General features: G+C 53.1%; 21 protein-coding genes. 19 read left to right on the top strand and 2 right to left on the bottom strand.

The annotated features are described in order from the left end of the window. Positions 1-69 precede the first annotated feature (69 nt). The 13 genes from rnr to Q1L85_RS11135 all read left to right on the top strand — a co-directional run bounded on the left by rnr (position 70) and on the right by Q1L85_RS11135 (position 12,207). Positions 70-2,589 (top strand): ribonuclease R, encoded by a 2,520-nt coding sequence (gene rnr, locus Q1L85_RS11185; protein WP_300425172.1) that lies wholly within the window; start codon positions 70-72, stop codon positions 2,587-2,589. A 3-nt stretch (positions 2,590-2,592) separates the two neighbouring features. Further along, complete coding sequence (rlmB, locus tag Q1L85_RS11180; protein ID WP_300425173.1) at positions 2,593-3,333, top strand: 23S rRNA (guanosine(2251)-2'-O)-methyltransferase RlmB; 741 nt, start codon at positions 2,593-2,595, stop codon at positions 3,331-3,333. Positions 3,334-3,343: 10 nt separating this feature from the next. Beyond that, positions 3,344-4,411, top strand: coding sequence for a mechanosensitive ion channel family protein (locus Q1L85_RS11175; protein ID WP_300425175.1), 1,068 nt, complete (start codon positions 3,344-3,346; stop codon positions 4,409-4,411). A 146-nt stretch (positions 4,412-4,557) separates the two neighbouring features. Beyond that, the gene (gene ahpC, locus Q1L85_RS11170) at positions 4,558-5,115 is read left to right on the top strand and encodes an alkyl hydroperoxide reductase subunit C (protein WP_300425177.1); all 558 of its coding nucleotides are present in this window, start codon (positions 4,558-4,560) and stop codon (positions 5,113-5,115) included. A gap of 410 nt (positions 5,116-5,525) precedes the next feature. Then, positions 5,526-5,756 (top strand): type II toxin-antitoxin system ParD family antitoxin, encoded by a 231-nt coding sequence (locus Q1L85_RS11165; protein ID WP_300425179.1) that lies wholly within the window; start codon positions 5,526-5,528, stop codon positions 5,754-5,756. A gap of 17 nt (positions 5,757-5,773) precedes the next feature. Next, positions 5,774-6,070: a type II toxin-antitoxin system RelE/ParE family toxin gene (locus Q1L85_RS16755; RefSeq protein ID WP_373914933.1), complete on the top strand. Its 297-nt coding sequence runs from the start codon at positions 5,774-5,776 to the stop codon at positions 6,068-6,070. A gap of 326 nt (positions 6,071-6,396) precedes the next feature. Next, positions 6,397-7,950 (top strand): alkyl hydroperoxide reductase subunit F, encoded by a 1,554-nt coding sequence (gene ahpF / locus Q1L85_RS11160; RefSeq protein ID WP_300425180.1) that lies wholly within the window; start codon positions 6,397-6,399, stop codon positions 7,948-7,950. A gap of 287 nt (positions 7,951-8,237) precedes the next feature. Continuing rightward, complete coding sequence (locus Q1L85_RS11155; RefSeq protein WP_300425182.1) at positions 8,238-9,236, top strand: L-histidine N(alpha)-methyltransferase; 999 nt, start codon at positions 8,238-8,240, stop codon at positions 9,234-9,236. A 10-nt stretch (positions 9,237-9,246) separates the two neighbouring features. Continuing rightward, a complete protein-coding gene (egtB, locus tag Q1L85_RS11150) occupies positions 9,247-10,410 on the top strand; it encodes an ergothioneine biosynthesis protein EgtB (protein WP_300425184.1) in 1,164 nt (387 codons plus the stop codon). Positions 10,411-10,433: 23 nt separating this feature from the next. Beyond that, a complete protein-coding gene (locus Q1L85_RS16750) occupies positions 10,434-10,646 on the top strand; it encodes a cysteine-rich CWC family protein (RefSeq protein ID WP_373914930.1) in 213 nt (70 codons plus the stop codon). Between the two features lie 44 nt (positions 10,647-10,690). Continuing rightward, positions 10,691-11,260: an elongation factor P-like protein YeiP gene (yeiP, locus tag Q1L85_RS11145; RefSeq protein ID WP_300425185.1), complete on the top strand. Its 570-nt coding sequence runs from the start codon at positions 10,691-10,693 to the stop codon at positions 11,258-11,260. Positions 11,261-11,305: 45 nt separating this feature from the next. Further along, complete coding sequence (locus tag Q1L85_RS11140; protein ID WP_300425187.1) at positions 11,306-11,818, top strand: hypothetical protein; 513 nt, start codon at positions 11,306-11,308, stop codon at positions 11,816-11,818. A gap of 2 nt (positions 11,819-11,820) precedes the next feature. Then, positions 11,821-12,207: an MmcQ/YjbR family DNA-binding protein gene (locus Q1L85_RS11135; RefSeq protein WP_300425189.1), complete on the top strand. Its 387-nt coding sequence runs from the start codon at positions 11,821-11,823 to the stop codon at positions 12,205-12,207. Here the strand turns inward: Q1L85_RS11135 and Q1L85_RS11130 are convergent. After that, positions 12,192-13,151 (bottom strand): LysR family transcriptional regulator, encoded by a 960-nt coding sequence (locus Q1L85_RS11130; protein ID WP_300425191.1) that lies wholly within the window; start codon positions 13,149-13,151, stop codon positions 12,192-12,194. The genes Q1L85_RS11135 and Q1L85_RS11130 overlap by 16 nt on opposite strands. 121 nt (positions 13,152-13,272) lie before the next feature. Here Q1L85_RS11130 and Q1L85_RS11125 point away from each other — a divergent pair, with 121 nt between their 5' ends. The 4 genes from Q1L85_RS11125 (at position 13,273) to Q1L85_RS11110 (ending at position 18,587) form a co-directional block, all read left to right on the top strand. After that, the gene (locus Q1L85_RS11125) at positions 13,273-14,688 is read left to right on the top strand and encodes an acetyl-CoA carboxylase biotin carboxylase subunit (protein WP_300425193.1); all 1,416 of its coding nucleotides are present in this window, start codon (positions 13,273-13,275) and stop codon (positions 14,686-14,688) included. Between the two features lie 25 nt (positions 14,689-14,713). Next, entirely contained in the window at positions 14,714-16,522 is a 1,809-nt protein-coding gene (gene oadA / locus Q1L85_RS11120) for a sodium-extruding oxaloacetate decarboxylase subunit alpha (RefSeq protein WP_300425194.1), read from the top strand. A 107-nt stretch (positions 16,523-16,629) separates the two neighbouring features. Further along, the gene (locus tag Q1L85_RS11115) at positions 16,630-17,289 is read left to right on the top strand and encodes a carbonic anhydrase (protein WP_300433145.1); all 660 of its coding nucleotides are present in this window, start codon (positions 16,630-16,632) and stop codon (positions 17,287-17,289) included. 431 nt (positions 17,290-17,720) lie between these two features. After that, positions 17,721-18,587 (top strand): hypothetical protein, encoded by an 867-nt coding sequence (locus Q1L85_RS11110; RefSeq protein ID WP_300425197.1) that lies wholly within the window; start codon positions 17,721-17,723, stop codon positions 18,585-18,587. A gap of 60 nt (positions 18,588-18,647) precedes the next feature. Here Q1L85_RS11110 and Q1L85_RS11105 read toward each other — a convergent pair whose 3' ends face one another. Further along, positions 18,648-20,012, bottom strand: a complete 1,365-nt coding sequence (locus tag Q1L85_RS11105; protein ID WP_300425199.1) for a leucyl aminopeptidase family protein — start codon at positions 20,010-20,012, stop codon at positions 18,648-18,650. A gap of 142 nt (positions 20,013-20,154) precedes the next feature. On the opposite strand from Q1L85_RS11105, the gene Q1L85_RS11100 reads away from it, so the two are divergent. Together Q1L85_RS11100 and Q1L85_RS11095 are read left to right on the top strand one after the other, a co-directional pair. Continuing rightward, positions 20,155-20,565 (top strand): YeeE/YedE family protein, encoded by a 411-nt coding sequence (locus Q1L85_RS11100; protein WP_300425200.1) that lies wholly within the window; start codon positions 20,155-20,157, stop codon positions 20,563-20,565. Further along, positions 20,562-20,981, top strand: coding sequence for a DUF6691 family protein (locus tag Q1L85_RS11095; RefSeq protein WP_300425203.1), 420 nt, complete (start codon positions 20,562-20,564; stop codon positions 20,979-20,981). The genes Q1L85_RS11100 and Q1L85_RS11095 overlap by 4 nt, the downstream gene beginning before the upstream one ends. Positions 20,982-21,135 lie beyond the last annotated feature (154 nt).

The following is a 21,135-nucleotide window of genomic DNA, read 5'->3' as shown; positions in this document are numbered from 1 at the left end:
CCCACAGACGGACTCTGTCATCTTGCATCCTGTATACTACTCACCACATTTATTCTCAGGAGCAGTCGCTTGAGCGATTCCAGGAAGAACACACCGATCATCAAAGACCCGAATGCTGCGCAGGAAGCCGAGAAGTACGAGAACCCTGTCGCCAGTCGTGAAGCCCTTCTCATGCTGCTTGAAAAGGCCGCCAGCCCGCTGACCCATGCGGACGTCTGTGACGCGCTGGGAGAAAGCGATGAAGAGCGGGTAGAGGCATTGCGCCGCCGGCTTATCGCGATGTGTCGTGATGGTCAGCTGATCAGTAACCGTCGTAACCAGTTTATGCCGATGAAAAAGGTGAACCTGGAAACCGGTATGGTGATGGGACACCGGGATGGCTTTGGCTTTGTGCTGCGTGAGGGGGGCGATGATATCTATCTCTCCAATCGCCAGATGCGGAAAGTCTTCCACGGAGACAAAGTCGCGGTGCAGATTCTCGGGCTGGATCGTCGCGGGCGCCCTGAAGGTAAGATTGTTGAAGTGCTGGAGCGCAACACCACGCAGATTGTGGGGCGTTACTTCGAAGAATCGGGTGTCGGTATTCTGCAGCCGGATAACAAACGCATACCGATGGAAGTTCTGATTCCGCCAGAGGGGCGCAAAGGCGCAGAACACGGCCAGTTTGTTGTGGCTATGATCACCCGCCAGCCCACTCAGTCGGGCTTACCAGTGGGTGAGGTCATTGAGGTGTTGGGTGAACATCTGGCACCTGGGATGGAAATCGATGTGGCGATCCGTAGCCACAATATTCCGCACGTGTTTCCACCTGAAGTCGAAGAAGAAACAAATAAAATCCCGGACGAAGTCAAAGCCGCAGACAAAAAGAATCGTATCGACCTGCGTCATCTGCCGTTTGTCACTATTGACGGTGAAGATGCCCGTGACTTCGATGACGCTGTGTATTGTGAGCGTAATAAAGGCACCGGCGGTTGGCGCCTCTGGGTCGCAATTGCCGATGTTTCGAATTATGTGAAGGTCAAAAGCCCTCTTGATAACGAAGCGCACCAGCGTGGTAACTCGGTTTACTTCCCTGGCTTTGTGGTCCCCATGTTGCCGGAGAAATTGTCTAACGGCCTGTGTTCTCTGAATCCGCACGTGGATCGTCTGACGCTCGTGTGTGAGATGACCGTATCGAAAGCCGGTCGGGTGTCTGGCTATAAATTCATGGAAGCGATTATTCACTCCCATGCTCGCCTGACCTACAACAAAGTCTGGGACATGGTGAACCCGGAAGCAGACAAAGAAGTGCAGGATCAGTGGCGCGAGCATTACGCCGATGTTGTCCCTCATGTGGATGAGCTGTACCGCCTGTTCCATATTCTGCGTGCGCAACGCGAAGCGCGTGGGGCGATGGATTTCGACTCAGTCGAAACCCGCATTGTCTTCGACAGTGAGCGTAAAATTCAGGAAATTGTGCCAACACAGCGTAATCATGCGCACATGCTGATCGAAGAGTGCATGCTGGCAGCGAACGTATGTGCGGCAGACTTCTTCCAGCGTTATGACATTCCGGCACTGTATCGGGTGCACAAAGGTCCGAGCGCTGAGAAGCTGGAAAACCTGAATGCGTTCCTCGGTGAAATGGGTCTGATGATGCCGCATGGCAAAGACCCTGCACCGAAAGATTATCAGACGCTGTTGTCCCAGATTGAGAACCGTCCGGACTCACATCTTATTCAGACGGTATTACTGCGCTCTCTGAGTCAGGCGGTGTATGACCCTGAAAATGCAGGCCACTTTGGTCTGGCTTTCAAAGCCTATACGCACTTTACGTCGCCGATCCGTCGTTATCCTGATCTGCTGGTTCATCGTGGTATCCGCAGTGTGATCCGCAGTGATCGTGACTGTAAGCACGTGCAGCGGGCAGAGGGGGCGAAACCCCTCAGCCAGAAAACAATTTACCCCTACGATATGGCCGCGATGGTGGCGATGGGCGAGCACTGTTCCGTTACTGAACGCCGCGCAGATGATGCCACCCGTGATGTGTCGGACTTCCTGAAGTGCGAGTATATCCGCGACAAAGTCGGTGAAGATTTCGAAGGTGTGATTTCTGCCGTGACCGGCTTTGGTCTGTTCGTTGAATTAAAAGACGTGTATGTCGAAGGTCTGGTGCATGTCAGTACCCTGCAGAACGACTACTACCAGTTTGATGCGGTTAAGCATCGTCTGGTGGGAGAGCGCACCCGTCGCAGTTTCCGTCTGGGCGATAACATCTGGGTGCGGGTTGTTGGTGTTGACCTGGACGACCGCAAGATCGATTTTGAACTGACAACGGCCCCGATCAATGCCGACCGGCGTGTGATGAGCGATATGCCGAAGCCCGCCCGCTTGCCTCGCAAACGCAGCGGTGAAGGTAACGGGAAAAAAGAAGAAACTCTGATGCCAGGGCGTAAGTCTTCGGGGAAACCTTCGGGGAAACCGCCGCAGGGTGATGCAGCCAAAAGCAAAAAGAAAAAGCCCAGCAAACGTCAGAAGCTGAACGCAAAAAAGAAAGCGGGCAGCACAGCAAAAAAATCGACCAAGAAATCGGCGGCAAAGAAAAAGTAATTTATGAAACTCGATAGCGTATACGGCATTCACGCCGTCACGACTCTGCTGCAACGCTCACCAGATCAGGTGGTCGAAATCTGGGTGCAGAAAGGGCGGGTCGACGCCAAAATGCAGAAGATTCTGGATCTGGCCGAAGCAGAAGGCCTGCCCGTGATGGAGGCCGATAAAGGCCTGCTCAATCAGAAAGCTGATGGAAATCACCAGGGGATCATCGCCCTGCGGAAGCCCGTTCAGGGTAAATCCGAAAAGCACCTGCCGGATATACTCGATGCGATTCAGGGCGACCCGTTTGTGCTGATTCTGGACGGGGTCACCGACCCTCACAATCTCGGGGCAGTATTGCGCACAGCCGACGCAGCCGGGGTCCATCTGGTCATTGCACCGAAAGATAAATCCGCGCCGCTGACGGCGACGGCAGCTAAGGTTGCCTGTGGTGCGGCGGAAGCCATTCCCTATATTCAGGTCACTAACCTGGCACGGACGATGAAAGAGCTGCAGGAGCGTGGCATCTGGATTATCGGCACCGCAGGTGAAGCGACGACCAGCGTGTACGAGCAGAGCCTCACCGGCCCTCTGGCTCTGGTGATGGGCGCCGAAGGCCCGGGGATGCGCCGACTGACACGGGAAAACTGTGATCACCTGATTAATATCCCGATGGCCGGTGAAGTCAGCTCTCTGAATGTGTCGGTGGCAACGGGTGTCTGCCTCTTTGAAGCGGTACGTCAGCGTTGGGTGAACTAAGGAAATCAGCATGGAATGGTGGAAAGAACTGATCGGTCAGAATTACGACTGGTTCTGGCAGATGTGTCTCGCGCTTGGGCTGACTGCCCTGGCGGGTGCGGTATGGCGGATGATCCGGAAGCGCCTGGTACGCCTGGTCGCATCAACCAATAATCATTGGGATGACGTCGTTCTCAGTGCGATCGCCGTGCCCGTGAACTGGATGATCATCGTGGTTGGTCTCACCTGGTCTGCCGATATCAGCGCAGTCTATTTCGGCAAAGAAATTCAGGAAAGTATTTCTGTTACGCGTCAGTTGGCAATGGTTGTGCTGGTGGCGTGGGCGATGTGGCGACTGATTAACCGGGTAGAAGAAAAGCAGCTCGAAGGCGGGATGGACCCAACGACGGTGCAGCTGGTCGGAAAGCTGGCCAAACTGGCGGTGACCATTCTGATCATTCTTCCTGTTTTCCAGCTTCTGGGTATTTCTATTTCCGGGATTCTGGCTTTCGGTGGTATGGGCGGTCTGATTGTCGGTCTGGCTGCCAAAGATCTTCTCGCTAACTTTTTTGGTTCCATGATTATCTATCTGGATAAGCCGTTTAAAGTGGGTGACTGGATACGCTCGCCAGATCGCTCTATAGAAGGCACGGTAGAAAGTATCGGTTTTCGGGTAACCCGCATCCGCACGTTTGATAAGCGTCCGCTCTATGTTCCTAATTCGGTATTTACCAGCATCTCGGTCGAGAACCCGTCCCGCATGCTTAACCGCCGCATTTACGAAACCATCGGTGTCCGCTATCAGGATGCCCGAGTCGTCAGAGAGCTGATGGACAAGGTTCAGGCCATGCTGCGCAGTCATCCTGAGATTGATCAGGAGCAGACCATGATTGTTAACTTCAATGCGTTTGGCGCATCCAGTCTGGATTTCTTTATTTATACCTTTACCAGGACGACCGACTGGGTGAAATACCATGAGATAAAGCAGGATGTGCTGCTGAAAATTATGGATATTATTCACGAATGCGGTGCAGACTGTGCCTTTCCGACCCGGACGCTGCACATCGACAGCATGCCTCCGGCTGTCACAGCAAAGTAATCTGACTCTGTCAGGGTGGCCTTTCTGTGATAACCCGATATGATAGGCATCCCCTATCGGGTTGTTTGAAAAGATCAATTTAACGTATCGGCTTCAGGGGCCTACTATGGTCCCCGTTGCAAACATAAACTCAATGGAGAAACCCCATGATCAACACTGAAATCAAGCCGTTCAGCGCTACCGCGTTTAAAGATGGCCAGTTCGTAGACATCACTGAAGCAGACGTTAAAGGCAAGTGGTCTATCTTCTTCTTCTACCCAGCAGACTTCACTTTCGTATGTCCTACAGAGCTGGGCGATGTTGCTGACAAATACGAAGAACTGCAGAAGCTGGGCGTTGAAGTATTCGCTGTATCTACCGACACTCACTTCGTACACAAAGCATGGCACGATTCTTCTGAAACTATCGGTAAGATCAACTACTACATGGTTGGCGACAACAGCGGCAACATCACCAACAACTTTGGTGTAATGCGCCCAGGTGTTGGTCTGGCAGACCGCGCTACTTTCGTTATCGATCCAGACGGCGTTATCCAGGTTATGGAAATCACCTGTGAAGGTGTTGGCCGTAACGCTGAAGAACTGCTGCGCAAAGTGAAAGCGGCTCAGTACGTTCGTAACAACCCAGGTGAAGTTTGCCCAGCTAAGTGGAAAGAAGGCGAAGCGACTCTGGCTCCTTCTCTGGATCTGGTTGGCAAAATCTAATCTGACTTCGCTGAGACGCGATCTGCTGTGTTATTTTTTCGCTCGTCCCTGCGCCTACCAATCTGGTATGTCTTGGGTACTCGCTCAAAAATGCCTTGCAGCTCATCGCCTCAGCTGTGCCAGATGATCTGAGCTAGTTGCGTTGCCTTGCGCAGCCTGCCTCGCTGACGCTCAGATAAAAGATGGAAACCCTGGCTTCGGCCGGGGTTTTTCTTTTTGGGTACTTGCTTACGAATGCCTTGCAGCTCATCGCCCCCAGCTGTGTCAGATGATCTGAGCTAGCTGCGTTGTCGCTGACGCTCAGATGTAAGAAGAAAACCCCGGCTTCGGCTGGGGTTTTTCGTTTCAGCTTTTGACATTCCTGGAATGCAGTACCAATATATACCAATATTTGGTATCGGAGGGGCGTTATGGCCAAGAACACCAGCGTAACACTGGGCGATCACTTTGATGGCTTCGTTGCAGAACAAGTGCAGAGCGGACGTTATGGCTCGGTCAGTGAGGTTATCAGGGCGGGTTTGCGTAAGCTTGAGGATGATGAGCAGAAGTTGCAGACTCTGAGGACACTGATTGCCGAAGGCAAGGAAAGCGGAATAGCGGACTATAGTTACACAAAGCTCATGCAGGAAATGGGCGACTGAACAGGGATTGCTTGTCAATGAATGGATTCAGAATTTCAAATGCAGCTCTGAATGACCTTCGGGAAATTGCTGCTTACACAGAGAAACGGTGGGGAAGACGGCAGCGGCGCGAGTATCTTAGCCTTATTGATAACGTGTTTACGCAACTTGCTGAGAATCCATCTTCGGGTACTGACTGCGATTATATTTCCGGGAATCTGCGGAAATACCCGTGTGCCAGCCATGTTCTGTACTACGAAGCAGATGGTGCTGGAGTGTTCATAATAAGAATTCTGCATCGTAGAATGGATGTCGGTTCTGCACTCAGCCAGTAACAAGCATTATCGCTGAGGCGTTTGCCGCCTGATTTCCACATCCCTATTTATCGCAGCAGAATCCATTCTTTTTCCACGTGTTATTAGATGGGCACTGCTCATCATTCCTTAACCCCGTCAGACCTTGAGCGCCGTCATTATCAGTGCGCCCCATCGTGTTAGCGTACATGTTATAGACGATATCTATGATCATTGTTTAGGTAATAGCTATCGTGCCGTTAGAAAAGATTGATTTATCTTATTGAGTTCAGAGCGCTAGTATAACGTCATACCTTGAATGACATGGCGCTGACTAAGCGCTGAACAGACTACAGAAGGATTCCATCATGCTTGATGCAACCATGAAACAACAGCTGGGCGCTTACCTGAACAACCTGCGTAACCCAATCTCACTGCTGGTGGCCGTTGATGGTTCGCCAAAAGCAAAAGAGCTGGAGGAGCTGGCCCGTGAAATTGCTGAGCTGAACGACAAAATTTCGGTCAGTACCACGGAAGAGAAGATTAACGGCCGAGCGCCTGTGATGGCGATTGCTAAAGAAGACAACGCACCGCGTGTGTTCTTTGCCGGTATTCCACTGGGTCATGAGTTCACCTCTCTGGTTCTGGCTCTGTTGCAGGCGGGTAGTCATCCTTCGAAAGAAGATCAGGCGTTGCAGGATCAGGCAAAAGAGCTGACACGCGAGCTGAATTTTGAGGTTTACGTTTCGCTGTCATGTCACAACTGTCCGGACGTTGTGCAGTCGATCAACCTGATCGCAGCACTGAATCCTAAGGTAACCGCGACCATGATCGATGGTGGTGTGTTCCAGCAGGAAGTGACCGAGAAAGACATCATGGCTGTGCCAGCGCTTTACCTGAATGGTGAGCCTCTGGCGAACGGTAAGCAGACGCTGGCGGATATTCTGAATCTGGTCGATGACGATGCTGATGCGAAAGCAGCGGAAGCGCTTAAAGATAAAGATCCCTTCGATGTTCTTGTCGTCGGTGGTGGCCCTGCTGGGGCATCAGCAGCCATCTACGCTGCCCGTAAGGGTATCCGTACCGGGATTGTTGCTGATCGCTTTGGTGGGCAGGTATCTGACACCGTGGGCATCGAGAACTTTATCTCTGTACCTTACACCGAGGGGCCTAAGCTGGTCGCACACCTCGAAGAGCATGTGAAACAGTACGACGTTGACGTCATGAAGGCTCAGAAGGCGGTTGGCCTGCGTAAGACGGATGCCGGTCTGACAGAAGTCGAGCTGGCGAATGGTGCGGTACTGGCGAGCAAGTCAGTGATTCTGGCCACGGGTGCGCGCTGGAGAGAGATGAATGTACCGGGTGAGCAGGAATACAAAGCGAAAGGTGTATGTTTCTGCCCACACTGTGATGGCCCGCTGTTTAAAGGCAAAAAAGTCGCTGTCATCGGTGGTGGTAACTCAGGTATTGAAGCCGCGATTGACCTGGCAGGTATTGTAGAGCATGTGACTGTTCTGGAATTCTCAGACACGCTGCGTGCCGATGCGGTACTGGTGAAAAAAGCGCAGAACACTGCCAATATCAACATCATTAAGATGGCGATGACGACGGAGGTCCTGGGTGATGGCAACAAGGTGATTGGTCTGAAATATAAAGATCGTGCGACGGACGAAACCCACGTTGTGGATGTGGCTGGTATCTTTGTACAGATCGGTCTGGTTCCTAACACCGAGTTCCTGAAAGAGACTGTCGGGCTGACGGAACGTGGTGAAATTGTCATCGACGGTCATGGTCAGACTAATGTGCCGGGTGTGTTTGCTGCTGGTGACTGTACCAATGTCGCGTATAAGCAGATCATTATTTCGATGGGCGCGGGTGCAACCGCTGCGCTGGGCGCCTTCGATCACCTGATCAGAAACTGATGTAGAAATCAGCACCCTGTAGCCATAATATGGCGGAAAAAGGCACCTTCCAGGATGGACGGTGCCTTTTTTTATGCCGCATATAACTGTCACATTAAGCTGCTATACCCGGTGAGACAGGTGAACATGCCATGACCGTATTCATTATGGCGCATTCCATCCAGCATATTTCCTGCAACCGAAATGGGTTTCCGCTATGGTGAAAGAGCTGGCACAAGGTGGCGTGCACACAGAGCATGGTGGTCGGCTGAGTTGCTGTTCAATCACTCATGGAATGGAGGCGAAACATGCCCGGTATTGCTCCTCAGGCTGTTCTTCTGCCGCTCACGGCAGACACTGATTTACCCTCATCTTTTCTCGACGATGTGATTTCCGGACTGACCAGTCCACAGAAATCGCTGTCTTCCAAATACTTCTATGACGAAACCGGCGATCGCCTTTTTCAACGGATAATGGAGTGTGAGGATTATTATCTGACCCGCTGTGAAATGGAGATTTTTCGTGATTTTACCGCCGATCTGGCTGTGCCGCTGAATATTCACCAGAGTGCATTCGACCTGATCGAATTAGGCGCAGGCGACGGTACTAAAACGCGACATCTGCTGGAATATCTTGAGCATCAGCGCGCCGACTTTCGTTACCTTCCGGTGGATATATCCGGACATATTCTCGATGTGTTGGCCCAGAACCTGGAGAACACTCTGCCTTCCGTGAATGTAGTTCCGACGCAGGGAGATTACTTTGATGCTTTACAGAGGATCTGTGAAACCTCTGAGCGTCGGAAAATCCTTCTGTTTCTCGGATCAAACATCGGCAATATGACGGTTGAAGACTGCTCAACCTTCTGCCAGCGGTTGTCCTCAATGATGAATCCCAGGGATATGCTGGTGACCGGGTTTGATCTGAAGAAAGATCCAAAAACGGTGCTACGGGCGTATGATGATCATGAAGGCATCACCCGTGAATTTAATCTGAACCTGCTGCGCAGGATTAATGAAGAATTAAATGCCGATTTTGACCTGTCATGCTTTGAGCATTACCAGACCTATGATCCTGGCTCCGGGGCGTGCCGCAGCTATCTGATCAGTCAGTGCGAACAGACAGTGACAATCGCCGGAGAGCGCATTCTGTTCCGGCGCCATGAGCCACTGTTTATGGAAGTCTCACGGAAATTCAGCCATGCGGATATTGAAGCTCTCGCAGGGGAAAGCGGTTTTTCCCAGATCTCTGAGGTCTGTGATCGCAAAGGCTGGTTTATGAATGCCGTCTGGTTAAAAAACCTCTGAGGAGACAGGGATGAATCAGAAGCAGCTTGTCGAGGCTTTTCAGGCAGTCAGGCAACACAGTGAAGCTATCTGCCAACACCTGGAGACTGAGGATTATGTCGTGCAGCCTGTGGCTGATGTCAGCCCGCCCAAGTGGCACCTGGCTCATACCAGCTGGTTTTTTGAGACATTTCTGCTCGAACCTTATCTGCGCGGATACCGGCATTTTCATCCGCAATACAGCTTTCTGTTTAATAGTTATTACGAGGCTGTCGGGCAACGCACCGTACGCAGCGACCGGGGGAATCTGAGTCGCCCCGGTGTTACCGATATTTATCGTTATCGGGCACATGTCGATGATGCAATGACACGCCTGCTGGCAGACGAAACACTGTCCGATGAGCAATTGAGCCTGGTTGAGCTTGGGCTCAACCATGAGCAGCAGCATCAGGAACTGCTGATCACCGATATTAAATATATTCTGGGTCACAACCCGCTGTTTCCCGAAATAGATATTCCTCTGCCAGAAGAGCGTAGCGGTTCTCCCGGTTGGTTAACGGTGCCTTCCGGGAGATACGAAAAAGGCGCAGATGGACGCTCTTTCTGTTTCGATAATGAACGGAGCCGTCACCCTGTATTACTCGGAGAGTACGAAATCGCACGCTCGCTCGTCAGTAATGAAGAGTACCTCGCCTTCGTCCGTGATGGTGGCTATCAGCGCACGGGACTCTGGCATTCTGATGGTTGGGACTGGGTAAAGAAAACATCTGCCCGGGCACCACTTTACTGGCATGAGCAGAACGGTCAGTGGTTTGAGTACACCTTCGCGGGACTGAAGCCTCTGAATATGAGTGCACCAGTGTGCCATGTGAATTTCTATGAGGCCTCTGCGTTTGCGGCCTGGGCGGGTGCCCGTCTGCCGACAGAAGCGGAGTGGGAAGTTGCCGCGCCTCAACTCGACTGGGGGCAGCGCTGGGAGTGGACCAACAGTGCCTACCTTGCGTATCCGGGCTACGAAAAGGCCGAGGGAGCCGTGGGAGAATATAATGGCAAATTCATGGTGAACCAGATGGTGCTCCGGGGAGGTTCCGTGGCAACGCCTCCAGGACACAGCCGCATCACCTACCGGAATTTCTTTCAGCCCTGGTTGCAGTGGCAGTTTATGGGAATCCGGTTGGCGCGGGGTATGATGTAACTCCGCTATCCGGAGAGTCCCCCATGCCTGATATCAAACCGGCCCCCGAATTACATTGCCCACTGTGCGGTGGGGCAAATGCCTGCTTGCCCGCCAGTAGCGGGACGTTTTCTTCCGATTGCTGGTGTATGAAGGCGGCTATACCGGAGAGCGTACTGGCTCAGATTCCGGCGGATAAGCGTGGTAAAGCGTGTCTGTGTCCGCGGTGCGCGCAAGGCTCTGGCTCCGGGACCTGAACCTGTAGTAATCTCACGCTTTTCCATCTGAGAGTCAGACCACCATGCCTAAGGCCAGTGAAATCAAAAAGAATGCTGCGGTTGAATACAATGGCAGCGTGTACTTCGTAAAAGACATCGAACGTTCAGTGCCGCAGGGCCGTGCGGGTGGTTCGATTTATCGTATGCGTATGTACGATGTGGTTACCGGCGCAAAGCTGGATGAATCTTTCAAAGACAGCGAAATGCTGAACCTTGCAGACCTGACCCGTCGCCCGGTGACGCTGTCTTATATCGATGGCGAAGAATATAATTTCATGGATTCTGAAGACTTCACTATGTATCCGCTCAACAAGGATCAGATTGAAGAAGAAGCCCAGTTTATTACCGAAGAAACTCAGGGCATGCAGGCGGTCGTACTGAATGACGTGGCCGTTGGTATTGATATTCCGACCATTGTTGAGCTGGTGATTACCGAGACGGCCCCAGCGATGAAAGGCGCATCCGCTACTTCGCGCACTAAGCCTGCGACTCTGACGACTGGTCTGGTTGTTCAGGTGCCAGAACACATTGCCGAAGGCGACCGCATCAAGGTGAATACCGACGAATGCAGGTTCACCGGTCGGGCGAACTGATCACTGAATACCCGGTACGTCCGGGTATTTTTTTGTCCAGAACTTATGACTTCGATTTTTTTACGTCGGCCACCTCAACAGAAGGTTGGACCGCTCCCTGACATTGGCGCCCCTGTGCCTGAGCGTCCCGGAAGCGACAACAGCCTGATTCTTTTCCTGCGTCATGTCGGTTGCCCGTTTGCAGAACAGGCTGTGCGTGAAGCACGTATCTGGAAAGAGCATCACCCGGATGTGACCGTCTTTGTGGTCAGTCATGGTGCTGCAGAAGCAACGATGGCCTGGCTGAAAGTGATTGGCGGTGCTGGGGGGCTTGAGGTTCTGACAGACCCCCAGCGGGATCTGTACGGCGGCTGGGGATTGGGTTACAGCCGTGGCTGGCACTTTATGGGTATCGCCTCTCTGGTGGGGGTGGTGAGCCTCTGGCCGAAGGGGATTTATAATCGTCAGGCCAGTGGAACCCGCTGGCAGCGGGCGGGTTACTTCCGGGTCAGGAGTGGGCGTCTCGTATGGCGTTGCATTCCTGATTCGGCACAGCAATTTTCATTACCGGAGAACTGAGCGTGTCGCCTGAGCATCTGAAAGAATATCTGCTGTCATTGCCGGAATCGGAAGCGAGCTATCCCTTTGGGCCGACACCGGTGGTCTACAAAGTCGGTGAAAAAATGTTTGCGCTGGCAACGGTCTACCGGGATCGCCAGATTGTTAACCTGAAGTGCGATCCCCATCAGGCGCAGCAATTGCGGGATGTCTTTACCGATGTGATTGCTGGCTATCACATGAATAAAACCCATTGGAACACGGTTTTTATTCAGGGGGATGTGCCTGACAGCGAAATCGAGCGCATGATCGATCACAGCTATGCTCTGGTGATCAGGGGCATGACCCGCAAAGCACGGGCAGGATTAGAGGCCAGACATGGTTCGGCGGTGCTTTACCGTGGTCTCTGATGGTTCTGCCTGCGGATAAGCTGGGCAAAGCTGGCGATGTTCTGCTGAATATAGTCGACGAACGCGCGTGACGACGGTGTCAGGTGCTTGTTGGCAGGGTAAACAAGACACCAGCTTCTGCGAAGTGGGAACCCCTGTACATCGGCGACTTCCAGCGCCCCGAGGTGCAGCTCTGACAAAATACTGAGGCGTGGCAGAACGGCGACGCCCAGCCCGGCCAGTACCGCATGTTTTACCGCGTCATTTGAGCCCAGTTCCATACCCTCCGGGCGTTTCAGTCGTGCGGCCTGACAATGAACCTCAAGCGCCAGCCGGCTTCCGGAACCGGACTCCCGCATCAGTAACTGACTCGCCAGAAACTCGTCCGCTGGAATCTTGTTACGCCCTGATAGTGGATGGCCAGTCGGAATCACGGGCACCAGTTCGTTGTCGAGAAATGGCAGTGACGTCAGAGGGCGCCCCTCGGGGACCATGCCCATGATGACCAGATCATCGCTGTTATTACTCAGGCGCTCAATCGCATTTGCGCGGTTAACTACGGTCACTTTGATCTGTACTTCCGGGTTCAGATCCAGGAATGCCCGCAGCAGGTAAGGCACTACATACTGAGCCGTATTTACCGCGACAAGCCGGAGTTCGCCGGCGACCCGGCCTTCGAGCGCGGCAAGATCCGTCTGCAGATCTGCTACCTCGGTAAAGATCCCCCGCACTGCTTCGATAAGGCGTTCACCTGCTGCCGTTGTGTGGAGGCGCCGTCCTATGTATTCGAACAGCGGCATATTCAGCCCCTGTTCAAGCTGTCGGATCTGGCTGCTGACTGCCGGTTGCGTCAAGCCGAGCAGATCGCCCGCCTGGCTGTAACTACGAAGATCGTAGACAGCTTTAAATACCTGAAGCTGGCGAAATGTCAGTCTGCTGGCTAGTTTTTGTACGGTCAGGGGCACGTTGTCACTGCTCATGCTCTATATATAAGTAATAACTTATAGATAAGGTAAAAAATATCAATTATTACTTTTATATAGCGCTGCGCTAGTGTGTGGACATACACAGACTGAGGATGGACTCATGCTGAAGAAGGTGATGATTGCGAACCGGGGCGAGATCGCCGTCCGGATCGTCAGGGCGTGTGCTGAGGCGGGAATCCGTTCGGTGGCTATTTATACCGAGCCGGATCGCTATGGCCTGCACGTAAAGAGGGCGGATGAAGCCTACTCCGTGGGTGCAGACCCACTGCGCGGTTATCTGGACCCGGCAGGCATCGTCAATCTGGCGGTTCAGACCGGCTGTGATGCTATTCATCCGGGGTATGGTTTTCTCTCTGAAAATGCGGAGTTCGCGCGTCTGTGCGAAGAAAAGGGCGTCACTTTTATTGGCCCCTCGTCTGATGTCATCCACCGCATGGGAGATAAAACTCAGGCGCGGGACAGTATGCGTGCTGCCGGAGTACCGATTACGCCGGGGTCAGACGGCAACCTGGCTGACGTTAACGAAGCATTGGCGTTGGCAGACAAAGTCGGTTATCCGGTGATGATCAAAGCGACATCCGGGGGTGGTGGTCGCGGTATCCGTCGTTGCGACTCTCCAGATGAGTTACGCCAGCAGTACCCCCGGGTCATTTCTGAAGCGACCACGGCTTTTGGCTCGGCAGAAGTGTTCCTGGAAAAATGCATTGTTAATCCCCGTCATATCGAAGTTCAGATCCTGGGCGACAGTCAGGGGCAGGTTGTGCACCTGTTTGAGCGTGACTGCTCTATCCAACGCCGTAACCAGAAGCTGATTGAGATTGCGCCCAGCCCTCAGCTGACGCCGGAGCAGCGCAGCTATATCGGTGGTCTGGCGGTGAAAGCTGCCGAGGCCGTGGGTTACGTGAATGCCGGAACGGTAGAGTTTCTGCTCTCGGGGAATGAAGTGTATTTCATGGAAATGAATACACGTGTGCAGGTCGAGCACACGATTACTGAAGCTATCACGGGCATTGATATTGTCAGGGAACAGCTACGGATTGCGGGTGACCTGCCACTCAGTGTTCGTCAGGAAGACATTCAGCACCGGGGCTATGCCCTGCAGTTCCGTATTAATGCGGAAGACCCGAAAAATGATTTTCTTCCGAGTTTCGGGCGTATTTCTCACTATTACGCACCCGGTGGCCCGGGTGTCCGGGTAGATACCGCTATTTATACCGGCTATGAAATTCCCCCTTATTTCGACTCTATGTGTTTGAAGCTGGTGGTCTGGGCGCTGACCTGGGAAGAGGTTATCGCACGGGGCAAACGCGCACTTGATGACATGCGATTGCACGGTATTAAAACCACGGCTCAGTACTATCAGCAGATTCTGGGGCATCCGGATTTTGCCAATGCCTGTTTTGATACCAGCTTCGTACCGTCACACCCTGAATTACTGAATTATTCAACCAAACGACATCCCAGCGAAGTGGCTTTAGCTATCGCTGCTGCCATCACTGCTCATGCTGGCTTTTAAGCGGGCATAAAAGGAGAACAGAATTATGACTACACCCAAGAAAATTGAAGTCACCGATGTCGTACTGCGTGATGCTCATCAGTCATTGATTGCGACCCGTCTGCGCACTGAGGATATGCTACCCATCTGCGAAAAGCTGGATAAAGTGGGCTACTGGTCACTGGAAGTCTGGGGCGGCGCTACTTTTGATGCGTGTGTACGTTTTCTGAAAGAGGACCCGTGGGAGCGCCTGCGTCAGTTAAGAAAAGCGCTGCCAAATACACGTCTGCAGATGTTATTGCGCGGGCAGAATCTGTTGGGATACCGCCATTACGCAGATGATGTTGTGGAAGCCTTTGTGCAGAAGTCGGCAGACAACGGTATCGATGTTTTCCGTATTTTCGATGCATTAAATGACGTACGGAATCTCGAAACTGCAATGAAGGCTGTAAAAAAAGCCGGTAAGCATGCACAGGGGACTATCTGCTATACCACGTCGCCCGTACACACCCCTGAAGCCTTTGTTAAGCAGGCACACGACATGGTGGCGATGGGGGCCGATTCTATCGCAATCAAAGATATGGCGGGTCTGCTGACGCCCTATGCAACGTACGATCTGGTGGCAGCGCTCAAGGCGGAAATTCAGGTCCCCGTTGTGCTGCACAGTCACTCAACGGCCGGTCTTGCACCTTTGTGTCAGCTGAAAGCAGTGGAAGCCGGTGTTGACCGGATTGATACCGCCATTTCTTCGTTTTCCAGCGGCACCAGTCATCCCGCAACAGAGTCTCAGGTGGCGGCGCTGAAAGGGACGCCCTACGACACAGAACTTGATCTTGAATTACTAAGTGAAGTCGCGGATTACTTCCGCGAAGTGCGGAAAAAATATCATCAGTTTGAGAGTGAATTTACCCGCGAGGATGTCTCCGTTCAGGTGAATCAGGTGCCGGGTGGCATGATGTCTAATCTGGCGAATCAGTTAAAAGAGCAGAATGCGCTTGATCGTATCCGCGAGGTATTTACAGAAATTCCGCTGGTGCGGAAAGACCTTGGTTACCCTCCGCTTGTGACACCGACTTCTCAGATTGTCGGTACTCAGGCCGTGTACAACGTTCTCGCCGGGCAGCGTTATAAAACCATCACCAACGAAGTGAAACGCTACCTGCAGGGGGGATACGGTCAGGCACCGGCGCCGGTTAATGCCGACCTGCAGAAGAAAGCGATTGGTAATGGTGAGTTGATTGAGGGACGGCCGGCAGACCTGCTGCAGCCTGAACTGAATAAACTCCGCGATGATATTGGTGCACTGGCGACGAGTGAGGAAGACGTTCTTACGTTCGCCATGTTTCCGGATCTCGGACGTGAATATCTTCAACAACGGGCCGACGGCTCTCTGAAACCTGAAGAATTGCTGCCCCCTGACGCTGCCGGGAAAGGCAAGGCCACTACTACTCAGGCGACCGAATTTGTCATCGACGTTCATGGTGAAAAATACGAAATTGCGGTCACCGGCGTCGGAGCTCTGGATGGCGGCCGGCGTAAGGTGTATCTGTCGATGGATGGGATGCCCGAAGAAGTGGTGTTTGAACCGCTCAACGAATTTGTTGCCGAAGGTCCGGGCGCACGCCGTGCCCGTGCGACTGAGCCGGGTCACGTGACGACTGCGATGCCCGGTAATGTGGTGGACGTACTGGTCGCGGTGGGAGACAGCGTAAAAGCCGGGCAGGCGGTCATGGTGACAGAAGCCATGAAGATGGAAACCGAAGTCAATTCAAATATTGCCGGCACAGTCAAAGCAGTTCATGTCGGCAAGGGCGACCGCGTGACGCCCGGAGAGGTATTGATCGAAATCGTTTAATTGCGATCAGGGCGCCACAGTCATAGTCGGATGTGGCGCAATTCATTATCCTTGGCACTTGTGAAGTATTCAGCAGTGCCGTTGCACTTGTATTGAGAGGATTAGCAGTGAAAGACGTAATCAAGGGTGTTCTTAACTTTCGCAAGAATGTTTATCCACAGCGTAAAGACCTGTTCGGGACCCTGGCGGGTGGACAGAACCCGGACTTTCTTTTTATCACCTGCTCCGACTCGCGTATTGATCCGAACCTGCTGACGGGTTCTGACCCGGGTGACCTGTTTATCTGTCGGAATGCTGGCAATGTCATCCCCCCTCATTCAAACGAAACCGGTGGTATGACAGCGTCAATTGAGTACGCAGTGGCTGTGCTTGGCGTGCGTCATATCATTGTGTGTGGTCACACTGACTGTGGTGCGGTGAAAGGTGCACTGAATCTCGATGCCCTGAAGGGGTTGCCCCACGTTAAAGAGTGGCTGGGCCACTGTCGCTCGGCGATGGAGATTGTGCGCGAGCGCAACGGTATTGAGAGTGGGGCATGCCTTGGTCACGAACATCTGAATGAGGCCATTGAAGAGAATGTTCTGCAGCAGGTACAGCACCTGCGTACCCATCCTGTCGTAGCTGCCAAACTGGCCACCGGAAAGGTAGAGATTCATGGCTGGGTCTATAATATTGAAACCGGCTCTATCCGCTGCTGTGGTCACAACAGCACTGCCTTCGAATCCTTCGATGATCACTACCAGCAAGAGATAGCAGATTTGAAGTGACTAAAGTCACATTAGTCTATGCCATTTTGAGCCATGCGCCTGCTGGCTCAAATTGCCCATTGGCGACCGGCCAAAAAGGCGTAAACTCGCACTTCTGAACTTAATAGACAGATTTTTGTTTTCTGAACAACTGTATATTGGTTCTGTTACCGGTAAGGGACCGGTAATGCCAGGCTAGGCTGTCTCAGTTTCAGGTTAGGGACCTGACTCGGACATCCAGAGAAGCAAGATGCTTCTTGAACGCATGCAACCCAGTGAATACACGATGATCCACAGCTCACGGGCCGGGAATGCCCAGGTTTCCAGTGAGGGGTGGCTTTTTCGTCTCTGTTTCCCGGGAAGCATGGCAGGACAGGAAGTCCGGGGGTAGCCCGACCTGAATGCTCGATAAATACAATAAATGAGCCCCGCGAGGGACAGGAGTTCTCACTATGTCTGCCAACAAGAGCACGGCAAAAAAACTGCCACCTATCAAAATGCGCTTCAAAAAGCGCGAAGATATTACTCTGGACGAATGTCTGGGAATGTATGAGCTGTTCAAGGTGTATTACCAGAACACGCCGTTCTCACAGTTCCTGGAAGATTTCTCTAATAAAACCGGCGCGCACATCGCTAAACGTAAAACCGACGGCAAAGTCGTAGGGTTTTCAACAGGTGTTGCCCGTACCATTGAAGTTGATGGTAAGCCGACCCGTATTCTGTTCAGCGGTGATACTGTTATGTCTAAGGAATACTGGGGAACTAAAGCCTTCCCGCAGTCTTTCTTCCGCTGGTTGCTGTCTGAGCGTCTGCGTCACCCAACGCTGCCAATGTACTGGTTCCTGATTTCTATGGGCTACCGTACTTACCTGATTCTGGCGAACAACTTCTACAAGTATTATCCGAACATCGATGGCGATGATCCGAAGCTGAAAGAAGTTGCGTTTGCTGCTGCGGATAATATCTTCCCAGGTAAGCTGAACCGTGAAACCGGTCTGCTGGACTTTGGTGACGATGCCTGTGCTCTGTCTGATTTCGTGACTCCGATCACCGAGAAAGAGCGTGCGGTGCCTAAGATTGCCTTCTTCGAAAGCCGTAACCCGGGCTGGGCTCAGGGTGACGAAATGGCATGTGTTGGTTCTATGGACTGGGTATCGTTTGGCCGCGTGATTCTGGATGCACGTCGTACTCTGTTCAAGAAAGGTACGCGTAAGACGCAGAAGCAGGCCAGTTCTGCAGTGGTGAACCACAAGCCTGAGAACGTTGAAGTCACCGTTGATGATATTTACAGCACTAATTCAGACAGTAAAACTGCCTGATCCTGGTGTGAACTCCTGAAAAAACCCGGCAATTGCCGGGTTTTTTTAGTGTACGTCGTTTCAACCCTGATAGCGGTTGCGCAGATAATCAAACATTGCGCGCATCCCCATGGCTTCTCCACCGACCGGACGGCCCGGGAACGCCCGGCGGTTCCACGCCATCACATCAAAGTGAACCCAAGGACAATCACCGACGAACGCTTCCAGATACAGAGCTGCGGTGATTGCGCCGCCAAACGGGCTGGGCACTGAGTTCACCATGTCTGCTACTTCGCTGTGCAGCGCTTCTTTGTACATGCGGAAGAGTGGCAGGTTCCAGACAGGGTCGCTGACTTTTTCGCCAGCCTGCATCAGGTCTCCGGCCAGTTGCTTCTGGTTAGTGAAGAAGCCGGGCAGGTCCGTGCCCAGTGCCACACGGCAGGCGCCGGTCAGAGTGGCGAAGTCGATCATCAGATCAGGTTGTTCGCTTGCCCCCTCAAACAATGCATCACACAGCACCAGACGGCCTTCTGCATCGGTATTATCAATCTCGACCGTCAGGCCTTTGCGGGTAGGCAATACGTCGCCCGGGCGGAAGGCATCGCCACTCACGGCGTTTTCAGCCGCGGGAACCAGCAGGCGCAGGCGGACAGGCAGGTTGGCAGCCATGATGAGGTAAGCCAGCCCGATGGTGTGCGCAGCGCCCCCCATATCTTTCTTCATCTGACGCATGGCTTCGCCGGGCTTCAGGTTGAGGCCGCCACTGTCGAAACAGATACCCTTGCCTACCAGGGTGACTTTTGGATGCTTGTCGTCACCCCAGGTGAGATCCAGCAGACGAGGTTGATGTACGCTGGCGCGACCAACAGCATGGATCATAGGGTAATTCTGCTTCAGCAGCTCATCGCCAACCACTTCGTGAAAAGTGGCGTCGAACTCTTCGGCCAGGGCTTTCACGGTCTGAGCCAGATTTTGCGGCATCATGTCTGACGCCGGAGTATTGATCAGGTCACGTACGCGGGAGGTCCCTTCAATCAGGCGTGTTGCATCGGCCAGAACATTGGCATCGTCGACCGCCAGTAAGGCTCGTGCTGGCGCTTTCTCTGTATAACGGTCAAACCGGTAGGCACCGATACCCCAGCCAAAGGCGACGGCGGTCAGGTCGGCACTGTTCAGAGCGGCGGCAAGCACATATGTGCCTTCCGGCAGCGTGCTGGCAAGCTGACCACAGGCAAAGTAATCCCCCAGAGATTCGACAACGCACAGGGCGGCGCTGACCTGTCCATCATTGGCAGGAATAACGGATACACCGTAGCCTTTGAAGTTAGTGGCACTGAGCCATTGCTTTGTCATAGCGGGCTGTTGTTCCAGCCAGCCCTGGTAGGCATGTTTTTCAATCAGATGGAGCGGGGTACCCTGCTGGCCCTGGATGACTGCTGACGTCATGTCTTTATCCTGTGACTGTTTCAGTAACCTTCAGTATAGGGCTTTGCTGCTCTGGTAAAAACTCTCTGTGGATAAGACCCTCGCTGCCGTCTGAGGTAGAATGCGCCCCTCAGTTCTGAAGTCCCGCGATGCGGAGGTATGAATGTATTCTGAATTAGCCGGCGGTCTGCTGATCGGGCTTGCCGCGGCCGTTCTCTGGCTGGGTATCGGCCGTATCAGTGGTATGACAGGTGTGATGTCCAGCCTGTTTGCTTTGAACGAGCCACAGCGTCGCTGGTCGCTCTGGTTTTTCATCGGTCTGGTGGCGGCTTACCCGCTCTTTCATCTTGCTGGAGCGGAAGCACCCATGACGATCACTGATGACCCGCGACTGTTAATTGCGGCAGGTCTTCTGGTCGGTTTTGGTACCTACATAGGTAATGGCTGTACCAGCGGTCATGGCGTCTGTGGCATGGGGCGCCTGTCACTGCGCTCTGTTACTGCGACTCTGGTGTTTATGGCGGCTGGCATTGCGACGGTGGCAGTTATGAACCAATTGGGGGGCTCGGTATGAATGCCATTCTGGCGCTGGTGAGTGGTCTGTTGTTCGGACTGGGTCTTCTGCTTTCCGGAATGAACGACCCGGCCAAGGTGCGTGCGTTTCTGGATATTTTTGGTCAGTGGAAGCCCGAGCTGATGGCAGTGATGGGGGCGGCTGTGGTCGTGTTCTTCTTTGCATTCCACTGGTCGAAAGGGCGTTCACAGCCTTTTGCCGGAGGAGAATTTCATCTGCCTTCTCTGCAGCGGATCGATGTGCGCCTGATAGTGGGTGCCGTTCTGTTTGGTGTTGGCTGGGGGTTGGTGGGATTGTGTCCGGGGCCTGCTCTGGTCGACCTGCTGAGTTTCAGACCAGAGATTATCTGGTTTCTGCTTGCTCTGATTGCCGGAAACCGGCTGGCACACTGGCTGATCGGCCCCGCCAGATCCTGATAGTTCAGGGTTATCAGATAAGGATAAAATTACAATTTCATTAATCGTTTCTGGTCTCTTATGCTGAAGATGTTGTTGTCTGGTGCAGGAGATCAGAAATGCAGACGCAGAGTTGGTGGCAGTTGATGACGTCCGTCTGGGCGCAGCCCTTGCT

This window comes from uncultured Thalassolituus sp., from assembly GCF_950066645.1.
Lineage (GTDB): Bacteria > Pseudomonadota > Gammaproteobacteria > Pseudomonadales > Oceanobacteraceae > Thalassolituus.
The sequence above is the reverse complement of the archived record's forward strand: the minus strand, read 5'-3'. Positions and strand labels throughout refer to the sequence as shown.